The organism is Streptomyces sp. NPDC058401 (assembly GCF_042722885.1).
Lineage (GTDB): Bacteria > Actinomycetota > Actinomycetes > Streptomycetales > Streptomycetaceae > Streptomyces.
The window spans coordinates 40771-61110 of the sequence record NZ_JBHXKA010000023.1; the positions used below are offsets into that span (position 1 = coordinate 40771).

The following is a 20340-nucleotide window of genomic DNA, read 5'->3' on the forward strand; positions in this document are numbered from 1 at the left end:
ATCGTGTTGTACGGCTTTACGAAACGTTGACCCCGAAGTCTAGAGCGATGCCGCGGAGCCCCGACGCGTACCCCTGCCCCACCGCACGGAACTTCCATTCGCCCCCGTACCGGTAGACCTCGCCGAAGATCATCGCGGTCTCGCTGGAGGCGTCCTCGGAGAGGTCGTAGCGGGCCAGCTCCTGGCCGTCCGCCTCGTTCACCACCCGGATGAACGCATTGCTGACCTGGCCGAAGCTCTGCCGGCGGGCTTCGGCCTCGTGGATCGAGACCGGGAAGACGATCTTGTCCACGCCGGCCGGGACCTTGGTGAGGTCGATGATGATCGACTCGTCGTCCCCTTCACCCTCGCCGGTGAGGTTGTCCCCCGTGTGTTCGACGGAGCCCTCGGGGCTCTTCAGGTTGTTGTAGAAGACGAAGTACTCGTCCCCGAGCACCCTGCCGTTGTTGCACAGCAGTGCGCTGGCATCGAGGTCGAAGTCGGCGCCCGTGGTCGAGCGCGCGTCCCATCCGAGGCCTACGAGAACCCGGGTGAGGTTCGGTGCGGCTTTGGAGAGGGAGACATTGCCCCCCTTGGCGAGTGTGACGCCCATGTTGTGGTCCTCCCCGGACGACGGTGGCGATGTGGCGGTGTGGTGATACGACGAAGCGGCCGTACGGCGGTGTGACGGGGTACGGCGGTGTGACGGTACGCGGTACGGCGGTGGGGCCGTAAAGCCGGTCCGGCGCCGTACACACGAGTGCACGGCGCCGGACGGATGGAACGACTGCTCGGGCGGAGCAGGATCAGACGTTGACGCCGAAGTCCTGCGCGATGCCGCGCAGGCCCGAGGCGTAGCCCTGGCCGATGGCGCGGAACTTCCACTCCGCACCGTTGCGGTAGAGCTCGCCGAAGACCATGGCGGTCTCGGTCGAGGCGTCCTCCGACAGGTCGTAGCGGGCGAGCTCGGCGTTGTCGGCCTGGTTCACGACGCGGATGTACGCGTTGCGGACCTGGCCGAAGCTCTGCTGACGGCTCTCGGCCTCGTAGATCGAGACCGGGAAGACGATCTTGGCCACGTCGGCGGGGACGCCGGCGAGGTTGACCTTGATCGCCTCGTCGTCGCCCTCGCCCTCACCGGTGGTGTTGTCACCGGTGTGCTCGACCGAGCCGTCGGGGCTCTTCAGGTTGTTGAAGAAGACGAAGTTCGCGTCGCTGGCGACCTTGCCCTGGTCGTTGGTCAGGATCGCGCTGGCGTCGAGGTCGAAGTCGACACCGGTGGTGGTGCGAGCGTCCCAGCCCAGTCCGACGATGACCGCCGTCAGGTTCGGCGCGGCCTTGGTCAGCGAGACGTTGCCGCCCTTGCTGAGGCTGACTCCCACGGGTCCTCCATAAGGTTTTGTGTGGGGCGGTGCCCCGTCGTGCGGTTGCTACCGGATCAACGTTTCGATCCTAGTGACGGGTTCCCGCCTGTACGGGCTTATTCCAGGCGAACGGGCCCGCGTGCCTGCCGGCACCGTGCCCATGAGCCTGCGGCACGGACTAGAGGCTGTCGAGGGCCTTGATGTACTCGTTCAGGTCACGCGCGTCGGGCAGCCCGTTGACGACGGTCCAGCGCACGACGCCCTCGCGGTCGATGACGAAGGTGCCGCGCACCGCGCAGCCCTTCTCCTCGTCGAAGACCCCGTAGGCCCGGGAGGCCTCCCCGTGCGGCCAGAAGTCCGACAGCAGCGGGTACTCCAGCCCCTCCTGCTCGCCGAAGACGCGCAGGGTCGGTACGGAGTCGTTGGAGACGGCGAGGAGCTGCACGTCGTCGTTCTGGAAGCGCGGCAGCTGGTCGCGCAGCTCGCAGAGCTCGCCGGTGCAGACGCCGGTGAAGGCGAAGGGGTAGAAGAGCAGCACGACGGCCTTCTCCCCCCGGAAGTCGGAGAGCCGCACCACCCTGCCGTGGTTGTCCTTGAGCTCGAAGTCCGGGGCCTTGCTGCCGACCTCGATCGCCATCTGTCGCATCCCTTCGTCCCGCATCCCTGCGTTGGGCTGTTCGGGTGATCTCACCTTATGGGTCCCCCCGCGCGTCTGCTCCGGCCCGCCCGCGAAACGCACGCACCCCGCCCACCGGAAAGCTTCCGGCGGGCGGGGTGCGTGTGTCCGCATGACTGCGGGGCGCGGCTCAGCGCTTGGACTTGGCCGTCTTCGGAGTCGCCAGCTTGGTGGCGGTCCACTCCTTGCCGACGGGGAGACCCTTCGCCAGCGAGAGGCCGGCGGTCTCGGCGGCCTCGCTGATGTCACTGGCCTCGACAAAACCGTCCTTGCCGGTCTTGGGGGTCACCAGAAGGATCAGTGCGCCGTCCTCGACCAGCTCGGTCGCGTCGACCAGGGCGTCCGTCAGGTCGCCGTCGTCCTCCCGGAACCACAGCAGAACCGCGTCTGCGACATCGTCGTAGTCCTCATCGACGAGTTCGGTGACGTGATCCTCTAGGGCATCACGGAAGTCCTGATCGACGTCGTCGTCGAAGCCGATTTCCTGGACCACCTGTTCGGACTGGAAACCCAGCCTGGCGGCCAGGTTCTCCGCGTGGTCCGCGGTCGCGCTCACGGGGTGCCTCCTGCTCATGTTCGGTGAATGTTCTTCGGCGGCGCGCGTACGCGCAGCATGGGCGTAGTCCACACGGGCGCGGCGGATCGCGCAAGTACCCGGCCGCCGAGACCGTCGAAACGGTGACGATTGCGGCCGTCTCGCCGCAACTTTCAGCCCTTCCGCATGTACCCCCGGTGATTCATCCCACACCATTCCACCTCATTCGGCACGGCCTCGGGACTTTCGCACCTGTTTGAGGGACGAACGGCCTTGCGAAGAGGGTGATCGACATGGGCGTAAGGTTGCGGTTTGGGCGTTGTCGTCGCCGCAGCCAGCACAATCCCGCCACCTCAAGGGATTACCCAACGGTAAAGATGACGATTTCAGCCGAGCGTAAGACCATGGGAGGCGGCGAGACTCAAGGCACGACTCCCCCGACAGCGAAGGAACAGCGTGGCTTCCGCATCCGATCGCAATCCGATCATCATTGGTGGCCTGCCGAGTCAGGTACCGGACTTCGATCCGGAAGAGACGCAGGAGTGGCTCGACTCCCTGGACGCGGCCGTCGACGAGCGCGGCCGTGAGCGCGCCCGCTACCTGATGCTGCGGCTCATGGAGCGGGCCCGCGAGAAGCGCGTGGCCGTGCCCGAGATGCGCTCCACGGACTACGTCAACACGATCGCCACCAAGGACGAGCCCTTCTTCCCCGGCAACGAGGAGATCGAGCGCAAGGTCCTCAACGCCACCCGGTGGAACGCGGCCGTCATGGTCTCGCGCGCCCAGCGCCCGGGCATCGGCGTCGGCGGGCACATCGCCACCTTCGCCTCCTCCGCCTCGCTCTACGACGTGGGCTTCAACCACTTCTTCCGGGGCAAGGACGAGGGCGACGGCGGCGACCAGATCTTCTTCCAGGGCCACGCCTCGCCCGGCATCTACGCCCGCGCCTACCTGCTGGACCGGCTTTCCGAGCAGCAGCTCGACGCGTTCCGCCAGGAGAAGTCGAAGGCCCCGTACGGCCTCTCCAGCTATCCGCACCCGCGGCTCATGCCGGACTTCTGGGAGTTCCCGACCGTCTCGATGGGCCTCGGCCCGCTCGGTGCGATCTACCAGGCCCGGATGAACCGGTACATGGAGGCCCGCGGGATCGCGGACACCTCCAAGTCACACGTTTGGGCGTACCTGGGCGACGGCGAGATGGACGAGCCCGAGTCGCTCGGCCAGCTCTCCATCGCGGCCCGCGAGCACCTGGACAACCTGACCTTCGTCGTCAACTGCAACCTGCAGCGCCTCGACGGCCCGGTCCGCGGCAACGGCAAGATCATGCAGGAGCTGGAGTCGCAGTTCCGCGGCGCCGGGTGGAACGTCATCAAGCTGATCTGGGACCGCTCCTGGGACCCGCTGCTGGCCCAGGACCGCGACGGCATCCTGGTCAACAAGCTGAACACCACCCCTGACGGCCAGTTCCAGACGTACGCCACCGAGACGGGCGCGTACATCCGCGACCACTTCTTCGGCGGCGACCACCGGCTGCGGGCGATGGTCGAGAACATGACCGACCAGCAGATCCAGCACCTGGGCCGCGGCGGTCACGACCACAAGAAGGTCTACGCGGCGTACGCGGCGGCCAAGGCCCACAAGGGCCAGCCGACGGTGATCCTGGCGCAGACGGTCAAGGGCTGGACCCTCGGCCCGAACTTCGAGGGCCGCAACGCGACCCACCAGATGAAGAAGCTGACGGCCGACGACCTCAAGCGCTTCCGCGACCGGCTGCACATCCCGATCACGGACGCCCAGCTGGAGGACGGCGCGCCGCCGTACTACCACCCGGGCCGCAATTCCCCCGAGATCCAGTACATGCACGACCGCCGCAGCGCGCTCGGCGGCTACGTGCCGACGCGCGTGGTGCGCGCGAAGCCGCTCCAGCTGCCGGGCGACGCCACGTACGCGGCGGCCAAGAAGGGCTCGGGCCAGCAGTCGATCGCCACCACCATGGCCTTCGTCCGCATCCTGAAGGACCTCATGCGGGACAAGGAGATCGGCAAGCGCTTCGTGCTGATCGCCCCCGACGAGTACCGCACCTTCGGCATGGACGCGTTCTTCCCGAGCGCCAAGATCTACAACCCGCTGGGCCAGCAGTACGAGGCGGTCGACCGCGACCTGCTGCTCGCGTACAAGGAGTCCCCGACCGGCCAGATGCTGCACGACGGCATCTCGGAGGCGGGCTGCACGGCCTCGCTGATCGCCGCGGGTTCGGCGTACGCCACGCACGGCGAGCCGCTGATCCCGGTCTACGTCTTCTACTCGATGTTCGGATTCCAGCGCACGGGTGACCAGTTCTGGCAGATGGCGGACCAGCTGGCCCGCGGTTTCGTCCTCGGCGCGACCGCCGGCCGGACCACCCTGACGGGTGAGGGCCTGCAGCACGCCGACGGCCACTCCCAGCTGCTGGCGTCGACGAACCCGGGCTGTGTGGCGTACGACCCGGCGTACGGGTACGAGATCGCGCACATCGTCCGGGACGGTCTGCGGCGCATGTACGGCCCCGACGCCGAGGACGTCTTCTACTACCTGACGGTCTACAACGAGCCCATCCAGCACCCGGCCGAGCCGGCCGGCGTGGACGTGGACGGGATCCTCAAGGGCATCCACCGGATCTCCCAGGGCACCTCGGGAGCCGTCGGGGCGCAGATCATGGCCTCGGGCGTGGCGGTGCCGTGGGCGCTGGAGGCGCAGCGGATCCTGGCCGAGGAGTGGAACGTCAAGGCGGACGTCTGGTCGGCGACCTCCTGGAACGAGCTGCGCCGCGAGGCCGTCGCCGTGGAGGAGCACAACCTGCTCCACCCGGAGGAGGAGCAGCGCGTCCCGTACGTGACGAGCAAGCTGTCCGGCGCGGAGGGTCCGTTCGTGGCCGTCTCCGACTGGATGCGGGCGGTCCCGGACCAGATCTCGCGCTGGGTCCCGGGCACGTACACCTCGCTGGGCGCGGACGGCTTCGGCTTCGCGGACACGCGGGGCGCGGCCCGGCGCTTCTTCCACATCGACGCGCAGTCGGTGGTCCTCTCGGTGCTGACCGAGCTGGCCAAGGAGGGCAAGATCGACCGCTCGGCGCTGAAGCAGGCGATCGACCGGTACCAGCTGCTGGACGTCCGGGCGGCCGACCCGGGCGCGGCCGGGGGCGACGCGTAGCCGTCACTCTTGCGTAAGGGGCGCCGGGACACCTGTCCCGGCGCCCCTTACGCGTTCCCTACGATGCTCCGCATGAAGCAACCTTCTCCCCAGGCCCGGTGGGAGCACCGGACGCAGACGCCGCTGCTGGTGCTCGCGCTGGGGTTCGCCGTGGCCTACGCCGTGCCCATCGTGCTGCCCGACGCGAGCGCCGCGGTGCACGGCGCCTGCAAGCACGCCGAATGGGTGGTGTGGGCCGCCTTCGCCGCCGATTACCTGATGCGGCTGGGCCTGGCGCACTCGAAGCGGGCCTTCGTACGGACCCACTGGCTGGACCTGGCGGCGGTGGTGCTGCCGATGATCCAGCCGCTGCGGCTGCTGCGGGTGGTGTCCACCCTGATGCTGGTGGGCCGGCGGGCCCGGATGGCCCCGCAGATCCGGCTCACCACGTACGTGGCGGGCTCGGTGGTCGGGCTGCTGATGTTCGGCTCGCTGGCGGTGCTGAGCGTGGAGCGGGACGCCCCCAACGGCAACATCAAGAACCTCGGGGACGCGCTGTGGTGGTCGGTGACCACGATGACGACGGTCGGCTACGGGGACCACTCCCCCACCACCGGACTCGGACGGCTGCTGGCGGTGGGGCTGATGCTGTCCGGGATCGCGCTGCTGGGTGTGGTGACCGCCAACATCGCGGCCTGGTTCATCTCCCGCTTCGAGCGCGACGACCTGGTGGAGCGCGCCCAGACGGCGGCGATCACCGAACTGACGGCGGAGGTACGGGCGCTGCGCGCCGAGGTCGCCCGCCTCGGCGGGGCGGGCAGGGCCGCCGGAGGCGTCGGGGCGGTCGGGGACCCCGCCCCGGGCGCCGGGGTCGGCGTCCAGGGCGGGCCGGTCCAGGCGGGTGGCGGCGCCGTCAGCGCTCCCACACCTTGAACGCCCTGACCTGGTAGGGGGACTGGGGCAGCCACACCCCGTCGCCCGGGTAGGTCTGGAACTCGCCCGTCTCGGCGCACTCGGCCGACTGGTAGGTGGTGACCGGGCGGCCGGTCCGGTTGGTGAGGGACTGGGCGGTGGTCCCGGCGGGCAGGGCGGTACAGCTGTTGATGTCGAGGGTGCTGAGCTCGTGGGTCCTGCGGGCGCCCTTGAACTCCGGCTTCGCCCAGAAGCACAGCTGCCCGGTGGCACAGGCCCCGAGCGTCGGCGGTCCGGCGGCCCGGCCCTTCCCCGGTCCGTTGCCCGCGGCGTGCGCGGAGCCGGCGGTGCCCGGGATCAGCAGGGTGGCGGCAAGGACGGCGGCCGATACGAAAGTCGTGCTCCACGTACGCATGACGGGTCAACTCCTGGTGGACGTACGGGCCCCGGACCGTTTCCGGAGCTCCGTCGACACCACGCTGACCTGCGCGGACGTCCCGGCGGAAGAGGCCGCGAGCGGGTCCACCCGGATAGGCGACAGCCCCGCCGGAACCTCCCGACGGGGCTGTGGCGGCCCCGGAGTTGACGCCTCCGGGACCGCCGTGGAACCGCCGCGGCCGCCCGGCCGGGACACGGAGTCAGCGGGACACCGTGCCCGGGCGGGCCGCCTGGGCGGGGCTGGATGCCGCTTGCGCGGAGCTGGATGCCGCCTGGGCGGGGCTCGATGCCGCCCGGGCGGGGCTAGATGTGGGCCGCGCCCGCGCCCGCCGCGGCGTTCTCGCCGCGCTTCGTGAAGCCGGCCACGACCGCGGCGAGCACCGCGACCACGCCCGCGACGGTGAAGGCCGTGCTCATCCCCGACACGAACGTGTCGTGCGCGACGCCCGTGATGGTCGCCGCGAGCTGCTCCGGAGCCTCCGGCGGGACCGGGGCTATGCCGACCTGGATGCCCTTCTCCGCGAGGTCCGCCTGCTCCGGGGTGAGCGGGGGCAGCCCGGCCCCGGCCCAGTTGTCCTCGAAGACGCTGCCGACCTTGCTCGCCATGACCGCGCCGAGCACGGCGGTGCCCAGGCTGCCGCCGACCTGCATGGCGGCCTGCTGGAGCCCGCCGGCCACGCCCGAGAGCTCCAGCGGGGCGTTGCCGACGATGACCTCGGTGGCGCCGACCATGACGGGCGCGAGTCCGAGGCCCATCAGGGCGAACCAGAGCGACATGGTGAGGGTGGAGGTGCCCGGGGTCAGCTGGGACATCCCGAAGCAGGCGGCGGCGGTGGCGACCATGCCGGCGACGAGCGGCAGCCGCGGGCCGACCTTGGTGATGGCGAGGCCCGCCAGCGGCGATCCGACGATCATCATGCCGGTCAGCGGAAGCAGGTGCAGGCCGCTGTCGACGGGGCTCATGCCGTGGACGTTCTGCAGGTAGAAGGTGACGAAGAACAGCCCGCCCATGAAGGCGAAGGCCATCAGCACCATCAGCACGGTGCCCGCGGACAGCGGCAGCGAGCGGAACATCCCGAGCGGGATCAGCGGCTCGGAGACGAAGTTCTCCCAGAGGGCGAAGGCCACGAAGCACACGACGGACCCGCCGAGGAAGGCGAGGGTCTTCGTGTCGCCCCAGCCCCATTCGGAGGCCTTGATCAGCGCCCAGATCAGCGAGAACATCCCGGCCGACAGCAGCAGGATGCCCAGGACGTCGAAGGAGCGCGGGGCGTTCTCGGCCCGGTGGTCGACCAGGATGAACAGGCCGAAGGCGAGCGCGACGATGCCGACGGGCACGTTGATGAAGAAGACGGACTGCCAGCTCACGTTCTCGACGAGCAGGCCGCCGACGATCGGCCCGGCGGCGGTCGAGGCGCCGATGACCATGCCCCAGATGCCGATGGCCATGTTGAGCTTCTCGGCCGGGAAGGTCGCCCGCAGCAGGCCCAGTGCGGCGGGCATCAGCAGCGCGCCGAAGACGCCCTGGGCGACGCGGAAGCCGATGACGAGCTCGACGCCGCCGGAGAGGCCGATGGCCGCCGAGGAGACGGCGAAGCCGGCGATGCCGATGAGGAAGGTCTGGCGGTGGCCGAAGCGGTCGCCGAGCTTGCCCGCGGTGATGAGGGAGACGGCGAGGGCGAGCAGGTAGCCGTTGGTGATCCACTGGACGTCGGCGAGCGAGGCGCCGAGGTCCTTCTGGATGGCCGGGTTGGCGACGGCGACGATCGTGCCGTCGAGGGTGACCATCATGACGCCGATCGCGACGGCGAACAGCGTGAGCCACGGGTGGCCCCGGAGGCCCGTGCGGACCGGCGAGGGGTCCGGTTCCTTGGTCAGCGAGAGTGCGTCCCCGCCGTCGACGGTGATCTGACTAGTCATGCGGACAGGTTAGTGACAGCGACTGACACTTCACAGACCGCTTCGTCAGACAGTCACTGTCAGGTCGGTCACAGGTACCCTGACCGCCGTGATGACCGATCAGCGGCCCGCGCCCGCACCGCCGGCCGGACTGCGCGAACGCAAGAAACAGCGCACGCGCGACGCCCTCCTGCGCGCGGCCCTCCTCCTCTTCATCGCCCAGGGGTACGAGGAGACGACCGTCGACGAGATCGCCGACGCCGTCGACGTCTCCCAGCGCACCTTCTTCCGGTACTTCGCCAACAAGGAAGAGGTCGCCTTCGCCGTCCAAGACCTGGTCGAATCGCACTTCGTCGCGGCGCTGCACGCCCGCCCGCCCGCCGAGGGCCCCTTCGAGGCGATGCGCTCGGCCGTGCTCGCCGCCTGGGACACCGTCGAAGAAGCCATTTCGGACCTGGTCCCGCTCGACCTGTACATGCGCAGCTACCGGCTGATCGAGTCCACCCCGGCGCTGCTCGCCGTGCACCTGCGCCGCTCCACCGAGCTGGAGGAGCGGATCGCCCGGCTGATAGCCGAGCGCGAGGGCCTCGACGTGGACGCCGACCCGCGCCCGCGGGTGGCGGTGGCCGCGTTCACGGGCGTGATGCGCGTCACCGGCCGGCTCTGGGGACAGGGCGAGGACACCAGCGTGGCCGCCATCCGGCGGATGACCGAGGCCTACCTCGACCAGATCGGTCCGGCGCTGGGCGCGGACTGGCGGCGCCCCGTCTGACCGGCGCGGTTGCCGTCCGACGGGGCGGAGCCGGGCCCAAGTCCGGGCGAAAGCCGCGTACGGGTCACGGCGCCCGCGCGCGGGGTCCCGTACGGGAGCACCCGGCGGCGGCGCGTCCCACGGTCGGCGGTGACTCCCGTCACCCGGCGCGCAGGCACCCGCAACGGTCTCCTAGGCTGGGCGCAGTGAACCTGCCCGGCCCCGCCCACACCCACTCCGCCGACGCCCCCGCGCGCCCGGCCGCCCTGCGCGCCCTGCTCGCGCTGACGGTGGTCTTCCTGATGCTCGCGACCACGGGCTGGACGGCCGTCTACCGTCCCGCGAGCGATCCCTCCCCGCGCGAGGCCGCGCTCGCCTCCTGGGCCGCGGCGCGCTTCGAAGGCCGGGCGCTGCCCGCCGCGGACGCCCCGGCCCCCGTGGTGGCACGTTTCTTCGCGAGCCTCGACGGCGCCCAGCGCGCCCGGCTCACCGAGGGCCACCCGCTGGTGGTCGGCAATCTCGACGGCGTACCGCCAGGCGTCCGCTACCGGGCCAACCGGATGGCCCTGAAGCAGGCCGTGCGGGTAGAGGACACCCGCTCGCACGACATCACGCTGGCCCCCTCCGACCGGGCCACCGCCGCCCGGCGCGCCCACCGCTTCGAGTCCCTCGCCGAGTCCGGCCGGCAGATCCTCGTCTTCGACCCCACCGGCAGCGGCCTCGTCGCCGAGGTCTTCGGCGACCTCGGCGAGGCCCGCCGGGTCTCGGTGGTCGTCCCCGGCGTCGACACCGACGCCCTCACCTTCGAGCGGACCGTGCGCCGCCTGACGGCGCCCGTCGGCATGGCCGAGTCCCTGTACGCGGCCGAGCGCACGGCGGCCCCGGGCAGCCGGACCGCGGTCATCGCCTGGGCCGGCTACACCGCCCCGACCGGCGTCGGCATGGACGCGGCGACCGGGCGCCTCGCGGTGGACGGCGCGGCCCGGCTGCGCTCGCTGACCGCGGCGCTGCCGGGGCGGGCGAGCGTGGCGCTGTTCTGCCACAGCTACGGTTCGGTGGTGTGCGGGGTGGCGGCGCACGAACTGCCGCCGCAGGTCACGGACATCGTGGTGGCGGGCAGCCCCGGGATGCGCGTCGCGAACGCCGCCGAGCTGGGCACCGCGGCGCGGGTGTGGGCGATGCGGGACGCCGGTGACTGGATCGCCGACGTGCCCCACCTGGAGTTCGGAGGCCTGGGCCACGGCGCGGACCCGGTCTCCGGGGAGTTCGGCGCGCGGGTCCTGTCGGCGGCCGGAGCCAAGAGCCACACCGGCTACTTCGAGCCAGGGACCGAATCCCTGGACAACTTCGCCAAAATCGGAACCGGGGCGTTCGGTTCCACGGTGTGCGCGGCCGGGGACGACACCTGCCGGCGCTGAACATCCGGGACGAACGGCCCTGACCCGGTCGGCCGACCCGAAATCGGACCTCACAGCGGGGGGACGCACGGGGGTGCGTCCCTTTACGATGTGCCGCATGGGTGACGTACTGGCCGGAAACCATGCCGTCTGGGAGTTCGACCGCACCACGAACTCGCTCATCATCCGCTTCGCACGGGGGATGCGAACGCCCAGACTCTGGCACGCCCTGGGGGAACGGCGGATCCCCCTGGAGGCGGTGTCCGGGGTGAGCCTGACCGCGGGGCGGCGGGACACCCTGGTTCTGCACGCCCGCGTACGGGTGGGAGCCGATCCGCTCATGGAGGCCGCGGCCGGGCAGCTGCGGGAGGTCTGCGATCCGTACCGGCTGGTGCTGCCGGGCGGAGCCGCCGGTTCCGTCGGCGCGGCGGAGTTCACCGAGGCCCTGCGCGAGCGGCTGGGGCCGGCCGAACCGGCCGATCGGTTCCTCGTCTCCGCCCCGGAGCCGCCGGCCGCGCTGAAGGCCTACGACGCCCGGCTCGCCCTCGACGGCGGCGCCGTCACCTTCCACTGGTCACGGACCGGGGCCACCAGCGCCAAGTGGAAGGCGGGCGACCAGCGGTATCCGCTGACCGCCCTGGCCGGGCTGGTCTGGCAGTCCCCGGAACGCCCCGGCGGGCACCTGCGGCTGTTGCCCCGCGAGGGCGCGGGTGATCCACGGCCGGACCACGATCTCGCCTCCGCGGTCTTCGGGGTGGGGTACGGGGCCGTGCACGAGTCCCTGCCGTTCGCGGCGGCGGTGCTTGCAGCTCTGCGGGCGCGGACGCCGGTCGCCTCCGGCGCGGGTGTGTCCGGGCCCCGGACCTGGGAGCGGATCCAGCACCTCGCCGAGCTGCACAGTGCGGGGCTCCTCACGGACGCCGAGTACCGGGCCCTGCGGGACCGCTTCACGGCCGAAGCCTGACCCTGCGGGGTGCCCGCCCGGCCCTGCGGGGCTGTCCCCTACCCGCCCTTCCACCGTTCCCCGGGCTCCGCCCGGACCCCCTGGGGCTCCGCCCCAGACCCCGGTCCTCAAACGCCGGACGGCTGAAAGGGACTACCCCTCCCGCGCCGCCGAGGTCGAGCTCATGTCCGGGTAGCGGTCGCCCGCGACCCGGGAGGCGATCGGGTCCAGGAGGGAGAGTTCCGCGGGCGTCAGGGTGATGCGGGTCGCCGCCGTGTTCTCCGCGAGGCGGGAGGGCTTGCGGGTGCCCGGGATCGGGACGACCGTGAGGCCGTGTACCGCCGCCCGCTGCTGCACCCACGCCAGGGCGATCTGGGCCGGCGTGGCCCCGCGGGCCGCCGCGATCTCCCGTACGGGGGTCAGGAGCGCCGCGTTCGCCTTCGCGTTGTCACCGGTGAACCGGGGCTGGTACTGCCGGAAGTCACCGGCCGTCAGCTCCGTCGCCGCGTCCGCGAACGCCCCGGTCAGGAAGCCGCGCCCGAGCGGGGAGTACGCCGCGATGGCCACGTCCAGCTCAGCCGCCGCGCCCACCGCGCTGCGCTCCACGTCCCGGCTGAACAGCGACCACTCCGACTGGAGCGCCGTGATCGGGTGCACCGCGTGCGCCTCGCGCAGTTCGGCGCCGGTCACCTCGCTGAGTCCAAGGTGGCGCACCTTGCCCTCCTTCACCAGCTCCGCCATCGCGCCCACCGACTCGGCGAACGGGACGGCCGGATCCCGCCGGTGCATGTAGTAGAGGTCGATCACCTCGGTGCCCAGCCTGCGCAGGCTGTCCTCCACCGCGCCGCGGATGTACGCGCGGTCGTTGCGGATCCCCCGGTACTGCGGGTCGTCCGTCCGCTCTATGGCGAACTTCGTGGCGAGGGTGATCCGGTCGCGGTGCGCGGCCACGAACGGGGCGAGGAACTCCTCGTTGGCGCCCCGCCCGTAGACGTCGGCGGTGTCGAAGAGGGTGACCCCGGCCTCCAGCGCCGCTTCCAGGGTCTGCCGGGCGGCCGCCTCGTCGGTGTCCCCGTAGAACTCGCTCATGCCCATGCAGCCGAGCCCCTGGACGCCCACCAGCGGGCCGCCCGCGCCCAGTTCGACCTGCTCGATCGCCGCCGTGTTGCCTGCCGTGTTTCCTGCCGTGCTGCCTGCCGTGTTCCCGGTCATGTCCGGTCTGCCTCTCCCGCGACGGTGGTGCACATCGCATACGTATCGATCTTGTAGTCCAGCACCGCGAGCGCGTCCGTCAGTTCCGCGATCCGCGTCCGCACCTCGTCGCGCGTGCGCTCCAGCAGTTCGCGCCGGGCGTCGGCGGTGTGCGGGCCCTCACGGACGAGTTCCGCGTACCGGACCATGTCCGCCACCGACATTCCGGTGGTGCGCAGCTTGCCGACGAAGCCCAGCCAGTCGAGGTCCTTGTCGGTGAACCGCCGCTGCCCCGAGTGCGAGCGGTCCACGTGCGGCATGAGGCCGATCCGCTCGTACCAGCGCAAGGTGTGCTGGGTCAGACCGGTCCGTGCCTCGACCTCGCTGATCGTGTACCGCGTCTGCGTCTGCAGGGGGGTCTGGGTCAGGCTCATGACTCCACGCTAAATCCTTGGAGTGCACTCCAAGCAAGTACCCTCGGCCGCATGGAGAGCTTGCAGAGTCTGCGCATCATCGAGAACTGGCCGGTTCCGACCGCCGCCGCGGCCGTGGTCGACTCCGACGGGACCGTGCTCGGCTCCCACGGCCCGGTGGACCACCGCTTCCCGCTGGCCTCCGTCACCAAGCCGCTCACCGCCTACGCCGCCCTCGTCGCCTACGAGGAAGGCGCGATCGAGCTGGACGAGCAGGCAGGGCCCGAGGGTTCCACCGTGCGCCACCTGCTCGCCCACACCAGCGGCCTGGCCTTCGACGAGCACCGGGTGACGGCCCCCGCCGGGGAGCGCCGGCTGTACTCGAACGCCGGTTTCGAGGTGCTCGGCGACCACATCGCGAAGGCCACCGGGATCCCCTTCGCCGCGTACCTGGCCGAGGCCGTCTTCGAGCCGCTGGGCATGGCGTCGAGCAGCCTGGAGGGCTCTCCCGCCAAGGACGGCGTCTCCACCGTCTCCGACCTGGTGCGCTTCGCCGCCGAGCTCCAGCAGCCCCGGCTGCTGGACGTCCGCACCGTCGCGGAGGCCACCTCGGTGGTCCACCCCGGGCTGAAGGGCGTCCTGCCCGGCTACGGGCACCAGTCCCCCAACGACTGGGGCCTCGGCCTGGAGATCCGCGACGGGAAGGCCCCGCACTGGACGGGCGCCGGTTCCTCGCCGCGCACCTTCGGGCACTTCGGGCAGTCCGGGACCTTCCTGTGGGTGGACCCGGACGCCCGCGCCGCCTGCGTGGCGCTGACGGACCGCGCCTTCGGGCCGTGGGCGGTCGAGGCCTGGCCCCCGTTCACCGACGCGGTACTGGCCGAGCTCAAAACCCGCTGAGGCCTACGAGAACTCCCAGATCAGCACCTCGGCGGGCGATCCGGCGATCAGTTCGAGCTCCGGCTCGCCGGTGATCCGCGCCGAGTCCCCGGGCCCGAGCTCCGCGCCGTCCTCGTCGGCGGCGGCCCCGGCATCCGTGGCGGGCCCGGCATCGCCGGCGGCCACGCCGTCCAGCCGCAGGTCTCCCCGTACGACGTGCAGGTACACCCGCCCGGCGGCCGGTACGGCGATCCGCTCGCCCGCGCCCGGACGCCGTACGTGCAGGACGGCCCCGGCGGCGGGCACGGCGTAGGGCGTGCTGTCGGCGATCCCCCGGACCAGCGTGTACGAGGCCTCCGCGGCCGGCTCGGCCGGGGCCAGCCACATCTGGACGAAGCGCAGCGGCCCGGGGCCGTCGTTGCGTTCCACGTGCCGGGTCCCGGACGCCGCGCGCAGGTGCTGCACGTCCCCGGGCCGCACCAGGGTCGCGGCGCCCGTGGCGTCCCGGTGGGTGAGCTCGCCCTCGGCCACCCAGGTCACGATCTCGGTGTGGCTGTGGGGGTGCTCGTCGAAACCGGCGCCGGGGGCGAGGCTCTCCTCGTTGCACGCCAGGACCGGGCCGAACCGCAGGTTGTCGGGGTCGTAGTGCGGGCCGAAGGAGAAGGCGTGCCGGGTGGTGATCCCCTCCACCGGTTCCCCGCCCTCGTACCGGTCCGCGCCTCGGCGTACATCAATCATGAGGGCCACCGTAGCCCCGGGGCGCGGCCCGGGACGGGACCGGACGCCACGCAGCGGCCCCGATAAGGCAGTCTTGTCACGTGCCCCAACCCGAACGTGAGCATTCACCCGTGGTCCACCCCGCGCATCCGGCTCCGGCCCATCCGCACGCGGCGACGCTGCGCCGACTGGAGAAGTCCTCCGGCCGGCTCGCCGCCAACGCCATCGCGCGCATGGACGAGACGCTGTCGTGGTACCGGGCGATGCCGCCGGAGAACCGGTCCTGGATCGGCCTGGTCGCCCAGGCCGGCATCGCCGCGTTCACCGAGTGGTTCCGGCATCCGGAAACCCCCCAGGCGATCTCCACCGACGTCTTCGGGACGGCTCCGCGCGAGCTGACCCGGGCGATCACCCTGCGCCAGACCGTCGAGATGGTGCGCACCACGATCGAGGTCATGGAGACCGCGATCGACGAGGTCGCGGCGCCCGGCGACGAGTCGATCCTGCGCGAGGCCCTGCTCGTGTACGCCCGGGAGATCGCCTTCGCGACCGCCCAGGTGTACGCCCAGGCCGCCGAGGCCCGCGGCGCGTGGGACGCCCGCCTGGAGTCCCTGGTGGTCAACGCGGTGCTGTCCGGGGAGGCCGACGAGGGCGCGCTGTCCCGGGCCGCGGCCCTCGGCTGGAACTCCCCCGAGCACGTGTGCGTGGTGCTGGGCACCGCTCCGGAGGGCGACAGCGAGCTGACGGTCGAGGCCATCCGGCGGGCGGCCCGCCACCACAAGCTGCAGGTCCTCACGGGTGTGCTGGGCGACCGGCTCGTGGTCATCGCGGGTGGCAGCGACAATCCGATGCAGGTGGCGAAGTCGCTGATCGGGCCGTTCGCGGCGGGTGCGGTGGTTGCCGGACCGGTGGTCCCGGACCTGCTGAACGCCACGAAGTCGGCACAGGCGGCGGCCGCCGGGCTGAAGGCGTGCACGGCGTGGCAGGACGCTCCGCGTCCGGTTCTCGCGGACGATCTCCTGCCCGAACGTGCGATCGCCTCCGACCCTGCGGCCCGCGAGCAGCTGGTGGAGGAGATCTACAGACCGCTCGAAGAAGCGGGCTCGGCCCTGTTGGAAACGCTGAGTGTCTATCTGGAGCAGGCGAGCAGCCTCGAAGGTGCGGCCCGGATGCTGTTCGTACACCCGAACACCGTGCGCTACCGGCTCCGACGTGTGACAGACGTCACCGGCTGGTCGCCCTCGGATGTCCGTTCTGCGTTCACGCTGCGAATCGCCCTGATCCTCGGGCGTCTGGCCGACGGCGATCCGCAGTCCTAAGCTTTTGTCGGACATCAACAATTACCCCGATGGTTCTTCGTCCCTGTCCCCACGGGCGGCGCGGACCGAACACAAGAGAGAGTGTGAGGGTGCTCGTACTCGTCGCTCCCGGCCAAGGCGCACAGACGCCCGGCTTCCTGACTCCCTGGCTCGAACTGCCCGGCGCCGCTGACCGCGTCGCCGGCTGGTCGGACGCCATCGGGCTCGACCTTGCCCACTACGGCACGAAGGCCGACGCGGACGAGATCCGCGACACGGCCGTCGCACAGCCCCTGCTGGTGGCCGCGGGCCTGCTCGCCGCGGCCGAGCTGACCTCCAAGGCCGGCCCGTCCGCCTTCGGCGCCGTGGCGGGCCACAGCGTCGGCGAGATCACCGCCGCCGCCTACGCCGGGGTCCTGTCGGACACGGACGCACTGTCCTTCGTACGCACCCGCGGACTGGCCATGGCCGAGGCCGCGGCGATCACCGCGACGGGTATGGCCGCCGTCCTCGGCGGGGACCCGGACGTGGTCGTCGCGCACCTGGAGAAGCTGGGTCTGACCCCGGCGAACGTGAACGGCGCGGGCCAGATCGTGGCCGCGGGGACCATGGAGCAGATCGCGGCCCTTGAGGCCGAGAAGCCCGAGGGTTCCATGAAGGTCGTCGCCCTCAAGGTCGCGGGCGCCTTCCACACGCACCACATGGCTCCGGCGGTCGCCGGCCTGGAGAAGGCCGCAGCGGCCCTCTCCCCGGCCGACCCGGCGCTGACGTACGTATCGAACAAGGATGGTCAGGTCGTGACCACGGGCGCCGATGTCGTCGCCCGGCTGGTGGGCCAGGTGGCCAACCCGGTCCGCTGGGACCTGTGCATGGAGACGTTCGCCGCACTGGGCGTCACCGGGATCGTGGAACTGTCCCCCGGTGGCACCCTGACGGGTCTGGCCAAGCGCGCGCTGAAGGGCGTACCGAGCGTGGCGCTGAAGACCCCGGACGATCTCGACAAGGCCGCGACGCTCGTTTCCGAGCACGCGGTCTGAGAGAAGGAGCCCACTCAGCATGTCGAAGATCAAGCCTGCCAAGGGCTCCCCGTACGCCCGCATCCTCGGTGTGGGCGGCTACCGTCCGACCCGTGTGGTGCCGAACGAGGTCATCCTCGAAACCATCGACTCCTCCGACGAGTGGATCCGCTCCCGTTCCGGTATCGCGACGCGGCACTGGGCCTCCCCGCAGGAGACCGTCGCCGTGATGTCGGTGGAGGCCTCGGGCAAGGCCCTGGCCGACGCCGGGATCGCCCCGGAGAAGATCGGCGCCGTGATCGTCTCGACGGTGTCGCACTTCAAGCAGACACCGGCCGTGGCGACCGAGATCGCGCACCGCATCGGCGCGGGCAAGCCCGCCGCCTTCGACATCTCCGCGGGCTGCGCCGGGTTCGGCTACGGCCTGACCCTGGCCAAGGGCCTCGTGGTGGAAGGTTCCGCCGAGTACGTCCTCGTCATCGGCGTGGAGCGGCTCTCGGACCTGACCGACCTGGAGGACCGCGCGACGGCCTTCCTGTTCGGTGACGGTGCGGGCGCCGTGGTCGTCGGTCCTTCGGACGAGCCGGCCATCGGCCCCACGGTGTGGGGTTCCGAGGGCGACAAGTCGGAGACCATCAAGCAGACCGTGCCGTGGGACGAGTACCTCGGCAAGGACGGCGGCGAGAAGTTTCCGGCCATCACGCAGGAGGGCCAGGCGGTGTTCCGCTGGGCCGTCTTCGAGATGGCCAAGGTGGCCCAGCAGGCGCTCGACGCAGCCGGGATCACCGCCGATGACCTGGACGTCTTCATTCCGCACCAGGCGAACATGCGGATCATCGATTCGATGGTGAAGACTCTGAAGCTGCCGGAGCACGTCACGGTCGCCCGTGACATCGAAACCACCGGCAACACCTCGGCCGCCTCGATCCCGCTCGCAATGGAGCGGCTCCTGGCGACCGGAGCGGCGAAGAGCGGCGACACCGCGCTCGTCATCGGCTTCGGGGCGGGGCTCGTCTACGCCGCCACGGTCGTTACCCTCCCCTAGGGCCCGGGATCCACATCCCGGGTTCCGTTTGACCCCCAGCTAGCTATAGAAGGAGCGCCAACATGGCCTTCACCCAGGAAGAAATCGTCGAAGGTCTCGCGGAGATCGTCAACGAGATCGCCGGCATCCCCACCGAGGACGTCCAGCTCGAGAAGTCCTTCACCGACGACCTGGACGTCGACTCGCTGTCCATGGTCGAGGTCGTCGTCGCCGCCGAAGAGCGCTTCGAGGTGAAGATCCCGGACGAGGACGTCAAGGGTCTGAAGACCGTCGGCGACGCCGCGAGCTACATCCTCAAGCACCAGGCCTGAGCCTGACGAGCGTTTGTCGCCACCTGGCGGTGGCGCCGTGACAATTCACCCCCTGAAACGTGGAGAAAGAATTCCTGTGAGCCCGACCAATCGCACCGTGGTCGTCACCGGTATCGGCGCAACCACTCCGCTGGGTGGCGACAGCGCTTCGACCTGGGAAGGTCTGCTTGCCGGCCGTTCCGGCGTAAGGCCCCTCGAAGGTGAGCGCTTCGCCGAACTCCCGGTCCGCATCGCCGCCACCGCCGCCGTGGACCCCAGTGAGGTCCTCCCCCGGCCGCTGGCCCGCAAGCTGGACCGCTCGGCCCAGTTCGCGATCATCGCGGCCCGCGAGGCGTGGGCCGACGCCGGTTACACCGGCCCGGCGGGCGAGGACGCGTCCATCGCGCCCGAGCGCCTCGGCACGGTCATCGCCTCCGGCATCGGCGGCGTGACCACCCTGCTCGACCAGTACGACGTACTGAAGGAAAAGGGTGTGCGCCGGGTCTCCCCGCACACCGTCCCCATGCTCATGCCCAACGGCCCGTCGGCCAACGTCGGCCTGGAGGTCAACGCCCGCGCGGGTGTGCACACTCCGGTCAGCGCCTGCGCCTCCGGCGCCGAGGCCATCGGCTACGCCGTCGAGATGATCCGCACCGGCCGCGCCGACGTGGTCGTCGCCGGCGGCACCGAGGCGGCGATCCACCCGCTGCCGATCGCGGCCTTCGCCAACATGATGGCGATGTCCAAGAACAACGAGAACCCGACCACGGCCTCCCGTCCGTACGACAAGGCCCGCGACGGCTTCGTCCTCGGCGAGGGTGCGGGCGTCATCGTCCTGGAGTCCGCCGAGCACGCCGCCGCGCGCGGCGCCCGCGTCTACTGCGAGGTGCTGGGCCAGGGCCTGTCCGCGGACAGCCACCACATCGCGCAGCCGGAGCCCACCGGCCGCGGTGTCTCCGCCGCGCTGCAGAACCTGCTCGACAACACGGGTCTCGACCCGGCCGAGCTGGTCCACGTGAACGCGCACGCCACGTCCACCCCGCAGGGTGACACGGCCGAGCTGAAGGCCCTGCGCAAGGTGCTGGGCGAGGACCTCGACCACATCGCGATCTCGGCCACGAAGTCGATGACCGGTCACCTCCTGGGTGGCGCGGGCGGCATCGAGACCGTCGCGACGGTGCTGGCGCTGTACCACCGCCTGGCCCCGCCGACGATCAACCTCGACGACATCGACGACGACATCGACGCGGACATCGTGCGCGACGAGCCCCGCAAGCTCCCCGCGGACGGCCCGAGCTCGGCGATCAACAACTCCTTCGGTTTCGGCGGCCACAACGTCTCGCTGGCGTTCCGGACCGTCTGATCCAGGCACTGACACACGCAGAAGGCCCGCCCGGGCTTCCCGGGCGGGCCTTCTGCGTGTCGGCGG

General features: G+C 71.1%; 20 protein-coding genes. 11 read left to right on the forward strand and 9 right to left on the reverse strand.

From position 1 onward, the window contains the following. Positions 1 to 16: 16 nt before the first annotated feature. The 4 genes from ACFWNV_RS11580 to ACFWNV_RS11595 form a co-directional block, all read right to left on the reverse strand. Entirely contained in the window at positions 17 to 592 is a 576-nt protein-coding gene (locus ACFWNV_RS11580; RefSeq protein ID WP_383944165.1) for a TerD family protein, read from the reverse strand. 193 nt (positions 593 to 785) lie between these two features. Next, entirely contained in the window at positions 786 to 1361 is a 576-nt protein-coding gene (locus ACFWNV_RS11585) for a TerD family protein (protein WP_112446263.1), read from the reverse strand. A gap of 160 nt (positions 1362 to 1521) precedes the next feature. Further along, positions 1522 to 1980: a peroxiredoxin gene (locus ACFWNV_RS11590; RefSeq protein ID WP_383944169.1), complete on the reverse strand. Its 459-nt coding sequence runs from the start codon at positions 1978 to 1980 to the stop codon at positions 1522 to 1524. 169 nt (positions 1981 to 2149) lie between these two features. Then, positions 2150 to 2575: a DUF3052 domain-containing protein gene (locus ACFWNV_RS11595; RefSeq protein ID WP_383944172.1), complete on the reverse strand. Its 426-nt coding sequence runs from the start codon at positions 2573 to 2575 to the stop codon at positions 2150 to 2152. A gap of 435 nt (positions 2576 to 3010) precedes the next feature. On the opposite strand from ACFWNV_RS11595, the gene aceE reads away from it, so the two are divergent. Beyond that, positions 3011 to 5743: a pyruvate dehydrogenase (acetyl-transferring), homodimeric type gene (gene aceE, locus ACFWNV_RS11600; RefSeq protein ID WP_383944175.1), complete on the forward strand. Its 2733-nt coding sequence runs from the start codon at positions 3011 to 3013 to the stop codon at positions 5741 to 5743. A 72-nt stretch (positions 5744 to 5815) separates the two neighbouring features. Further along, positions 5816 to 6655, forward strand: a complete 840-nt coding sequence (locus ACFWNV_RS11605; RefSeq protein WP_383944177.1) for a potassium channel family protein — start codon at positions 5816 to 5818, stop codon at positions 6653 to 6655. Here ACFWNV_RS11605 and ACFWNV_RS11610 read toward each other — a convergent pair. Next, entirely contained in the window at positions 6636 to 7049 is a 414-nt protein-coding gene (locus tag ACFWNV_RS11610; RefSeq protein WP_383944180.1) for a peptidase inhibitor family I36 protein, read from the reverse strand. The two genes, ACFWNV_RS11605 and ACFWNV_RS11610, sit on opposite strands and share 20 nt — an antisense overlap. Before the next feature lie 326 nt (positions 7050 to 7375). Continuing rightward, complete coding sequence (locus ACFWNV_RS11615) at positions 7376 to 8992, reverse strand: MFS transporter (RefSeq protein WP_383944183.1); 1617 nt, start codon at positions 8990 to 8992, stop codon at positions 7376 to 7378. A gap of 91 nt (positions 8993 to 9083) precedes the next feature. Here ACFWNV_RS11615 and ACFWNV_RS11620 point away from each other — a divergent pair, with 91 nt between their 5' ends. The 3 genes from ACFWNV_RS11620 (at position 9084) to ACFWNV_RS11630 (ending at position 12083) form a co-directional block, all read left to right on the forward strand. Beyond that, a complete protein-coding gene (locus ACFWNV_RS11620) occupies positions 9084 to 9743 on the forward strand; it encodes a TetR/AcrR family transcriptional regulator (protein ID WP_383944266.1) in 660 nt (219 codons plus the stop codon). A 281-nt stretch (positions 9744 to 10024) separates the two neighbouring features. After that, a complete protein-coding gene (locus ACFWNV_RS11625) occupies positions 10025 to 11140 on the forward strand; it encodes an alpha/beta hydrolase (protein WP_383944268.1) in 1116 nt (371 codons plus the stop codon). 97 nt (positions 11141 to 11237) lie between these two features. Beyond that, on the forward strand, positions 11238 to 12083 hold the full coding sequence (locus ACFWNV_RS11630; RefSeq protein WP_383944186.1) for a DUF4429 domain-containing protein: 846 nt from the start codon (positions 11238 to 11240) through the stop codon (positions 12081 to 12083). Positions 12084 to 12215: 132 nt separating this feature from the next. On the opposite strand, the gene ACFWNV_RS11635 is transcribed toward ACFWNV_RS11630, so the two are convergent. Together ACFWNV_RS11635 and ACFWNV_RS11640 are read right to left on the reverse strand one after the other, a co-directional pair. Continuing rightward, positions 12216 to 13274 carry an aldo/keto reductase gene (locus tag ACFWNV_RS11635; RefSeq protein WP_383944188.1) on the reverse strand — a complete coding sequence of 353 codons (1059 nt, stop codon included), beginning with the start codon at positions 13272 to 13274 and terminating at the stop codon, positions 12216 to 12218. Beyond that, a complete protein-coding gene (locus tag ACFWNV_RS11640; RefSeq protein WP_383944191.1) occupies positions 13271 to 13687 on the reverse strand; it encodes a MerR family transcriptional regulator in 417 nt (138 codons plus the stop codon). Before ACFWNV_RS11640 ends, ACFWNV_RS11635 begins: the two co-directional genes overlap by 4 nt. A 60-nt stretch (positions 13688 to 13747) precedes the next feature. Here ACFWNV_RS11640 and ACFWNV_RS11645 point away from each other — a divergent pair, with 60 nt between their 5' ends. Next, the gene (locus tag ACFWNV_RS11645; protein ID WP_383944270.1) at positions 13748 to 14566 is read left to right on the forward strand and encodes a serine hydrolase domain-containing protein; all 819 of its coding nucleotides are present in this window, start codon (positions 13748 to 13750) and stop codon (positions 14564 to 14566) included. Positions 14567 to 14569: 3 nt separating this feature from the next. Here the strand turns inward: ACFWNV_RS11645 and ACFWNV_RS11650 are convergent, their stop codons facing one another. Beyond that, positions 14570 to 15283, reverse strand: a complete 714-nt coding sequence (locus ACFWNV_RS11650) for a pirin family protein (RefSeq protein ID WP_383944194.1) — start codon at positions 15281 to 15283, stop codon at positions 14570 to 14572. 80 nt (positions 15284 to 15363) lie between these two features. Between ACFWNV_RS11650 and ACFWNV_RS11655 the strand changes: the two genes are divergently transcribed. From ACFWNV_RS11655 to fabF, 5 genes are all read left to right on the forward strand, one after another. Continuing rightward, the gene (locus ACFWNV_RS11655) at positions 15364 to 16581 is read left to right on the forward strand and encodes a PucR family transcriptional regulator (protein WP_383944197.1); all 1218 of its coding nucleotides are present in this window, start codon (positions 15364 to 15366) and stop codon (positions 16579 to 16581) included. Between the two features lie 89 nt (positions 16582 to 16670). After that, positions 16671 to 17597 (forward strand): ACP S-malonyltransferase, encoded by a 927-nt coding sequence (locus tag ACFWNV_RS11660; RefSeq protein ID WP_383944200.1) that lies wholly within the window; start codon positions 16671 to 16673, stop codon positions 17595 to 17597. A 19-nt stretch (positions 17598 to 17616) separates the two neighbouring features. After that, on the forward strand, positions 17617 to 18621 hold the full coding sequence (locus ACFWNV_RS11665; RefSeq protein ID WP_383944202.1) for a ketoacyl-ACP synthase III: 1005 nt from the start codon (positions 17617 to 17619) through the stop codon (positions 18619 to 18621). A 62-nt stretch (positions 18622 to 18683) separates the two neighbouring features. After that, positions 18684 to 18932 (forward strand): acyl carrier protein, encoded by a 249-nt coding sequence (locus ACFWNV_RS11670; RefSeq protein WP_243329395.1) that lies wholly within the window; start codon positions 18684 to 18686, stop codon positions 18930 to 18932. 76 nt (positions 18933 to 19008) lie between these two features. Further along, entirely contained in the window at positions 19009 to 20274 is a 1266-nt protein-coding gene (gene fabF / locus ACFWNV_RS11675) for a beta-ketoacyl-ACP synthase II (protein WP_383944206.1), read from the forward strand. Positions 20275 to 20340: the final 66 nt, after the last annotated feature.

Excerpts from the sequence above, each read along its gene's own strand:
- ACFWNV_RS11650 (WP_383944194.1), bottom strand. The coding sequence starts at position 15,283 with ATGATTGATGTACGCCGAGGCGCGGACCGGTACGAGGGCGGGGAACCG.
- ACFWNV_RS11670 (WP_243329395.1), top strand. The coding sequence starts at position 18,684 with ATGGCCTTCACCCAGGAAGAAATCGTCGAAGGTCTCGCGGAGATCGTC.
- ACFWNV_RS11665 (WP_383944202.1), top strand. The coding sequence starts at position 17,617 with ATGTCGAAGATCAAGCCTGCCAAGGGCTCCCCGTACGCCCGCATCCTC.
- ACFWNV_RS11640 (WP_383944191.1), bottom strand. The coding sequence starts at position 13,687 with ATGAGCCTGACCCAGACCCCCCTGCAGACGCAGACGCGGTACACGATC.
- ACFWNV_RS11580 (WP_383944165.1), bottom strand. The coding sequence starts at position 592 with ATGGGCGTCACACTCGCCAAGGGGGGCAATGTCTCCCTCTCCAAAGCC.
- ACFWNV_RS11590 (WP_383944169.1), bottom strand. The coding sequence starts at position 1,980 with ATGGCGATCGAGGTCGGCAGCAAGGCCCCGGACTTCGAGCTCAAGGAC.
- ACFWNV_RS11625 (WP_383944268.1), top strand. The coding sequence starts at position 10,025 with ATGCTCGCGACCACGGGCTGGACGGCCGTCTACCGTCCCGCGAGCGAT.
- ACFWNV_RS11605 (WP_383944177.1), top strand. The coding sequence starts at position 5,816 with ATGAAGCAACCTTCTCCCCAGGCCCGGTGGGAGCACCGGACGCAGACG.
- ACFWNV_RS11630 (WP_383944186.1), top strand. The coding sequence starts at position 11,238 with ATGGGTGACGTACTGGCCGGAAACCATGCCGTCTGGGAGTTCGACCGC.
- ACFWNV_RS11615 (WP_383944183.1), bottom strand. The coding sequence starts at position 8,992 with ATGACTAGTCAGATCACCGTCGACGGCGGGGACGCACTCTCGCTGACC.
- ACFWNV_RS11610 (WP_383944180.1), bottom strand. The coding sequence starts at position 7,049 with ATGCGTACGTGGAGCACGACTTTCGTATCGGCCGCCGTCCTTGCCGCC.
- ACFWNV_RS11635 (WP_383944188.1), bottom strand. The coding sequence starts at position 13,274 with ATGACCGGGAACACGGCAGGCAGCACGGCAGGAAACACGGCAGGCAAC.
- ACFWNV_RS11620 (WP_383944266.1), top strand. The coding sequence starts at position 9,084 with ATGACCGATCAGCGGCCCGCGCCCGCACCGCCGGCCGGACTGCGCGAA.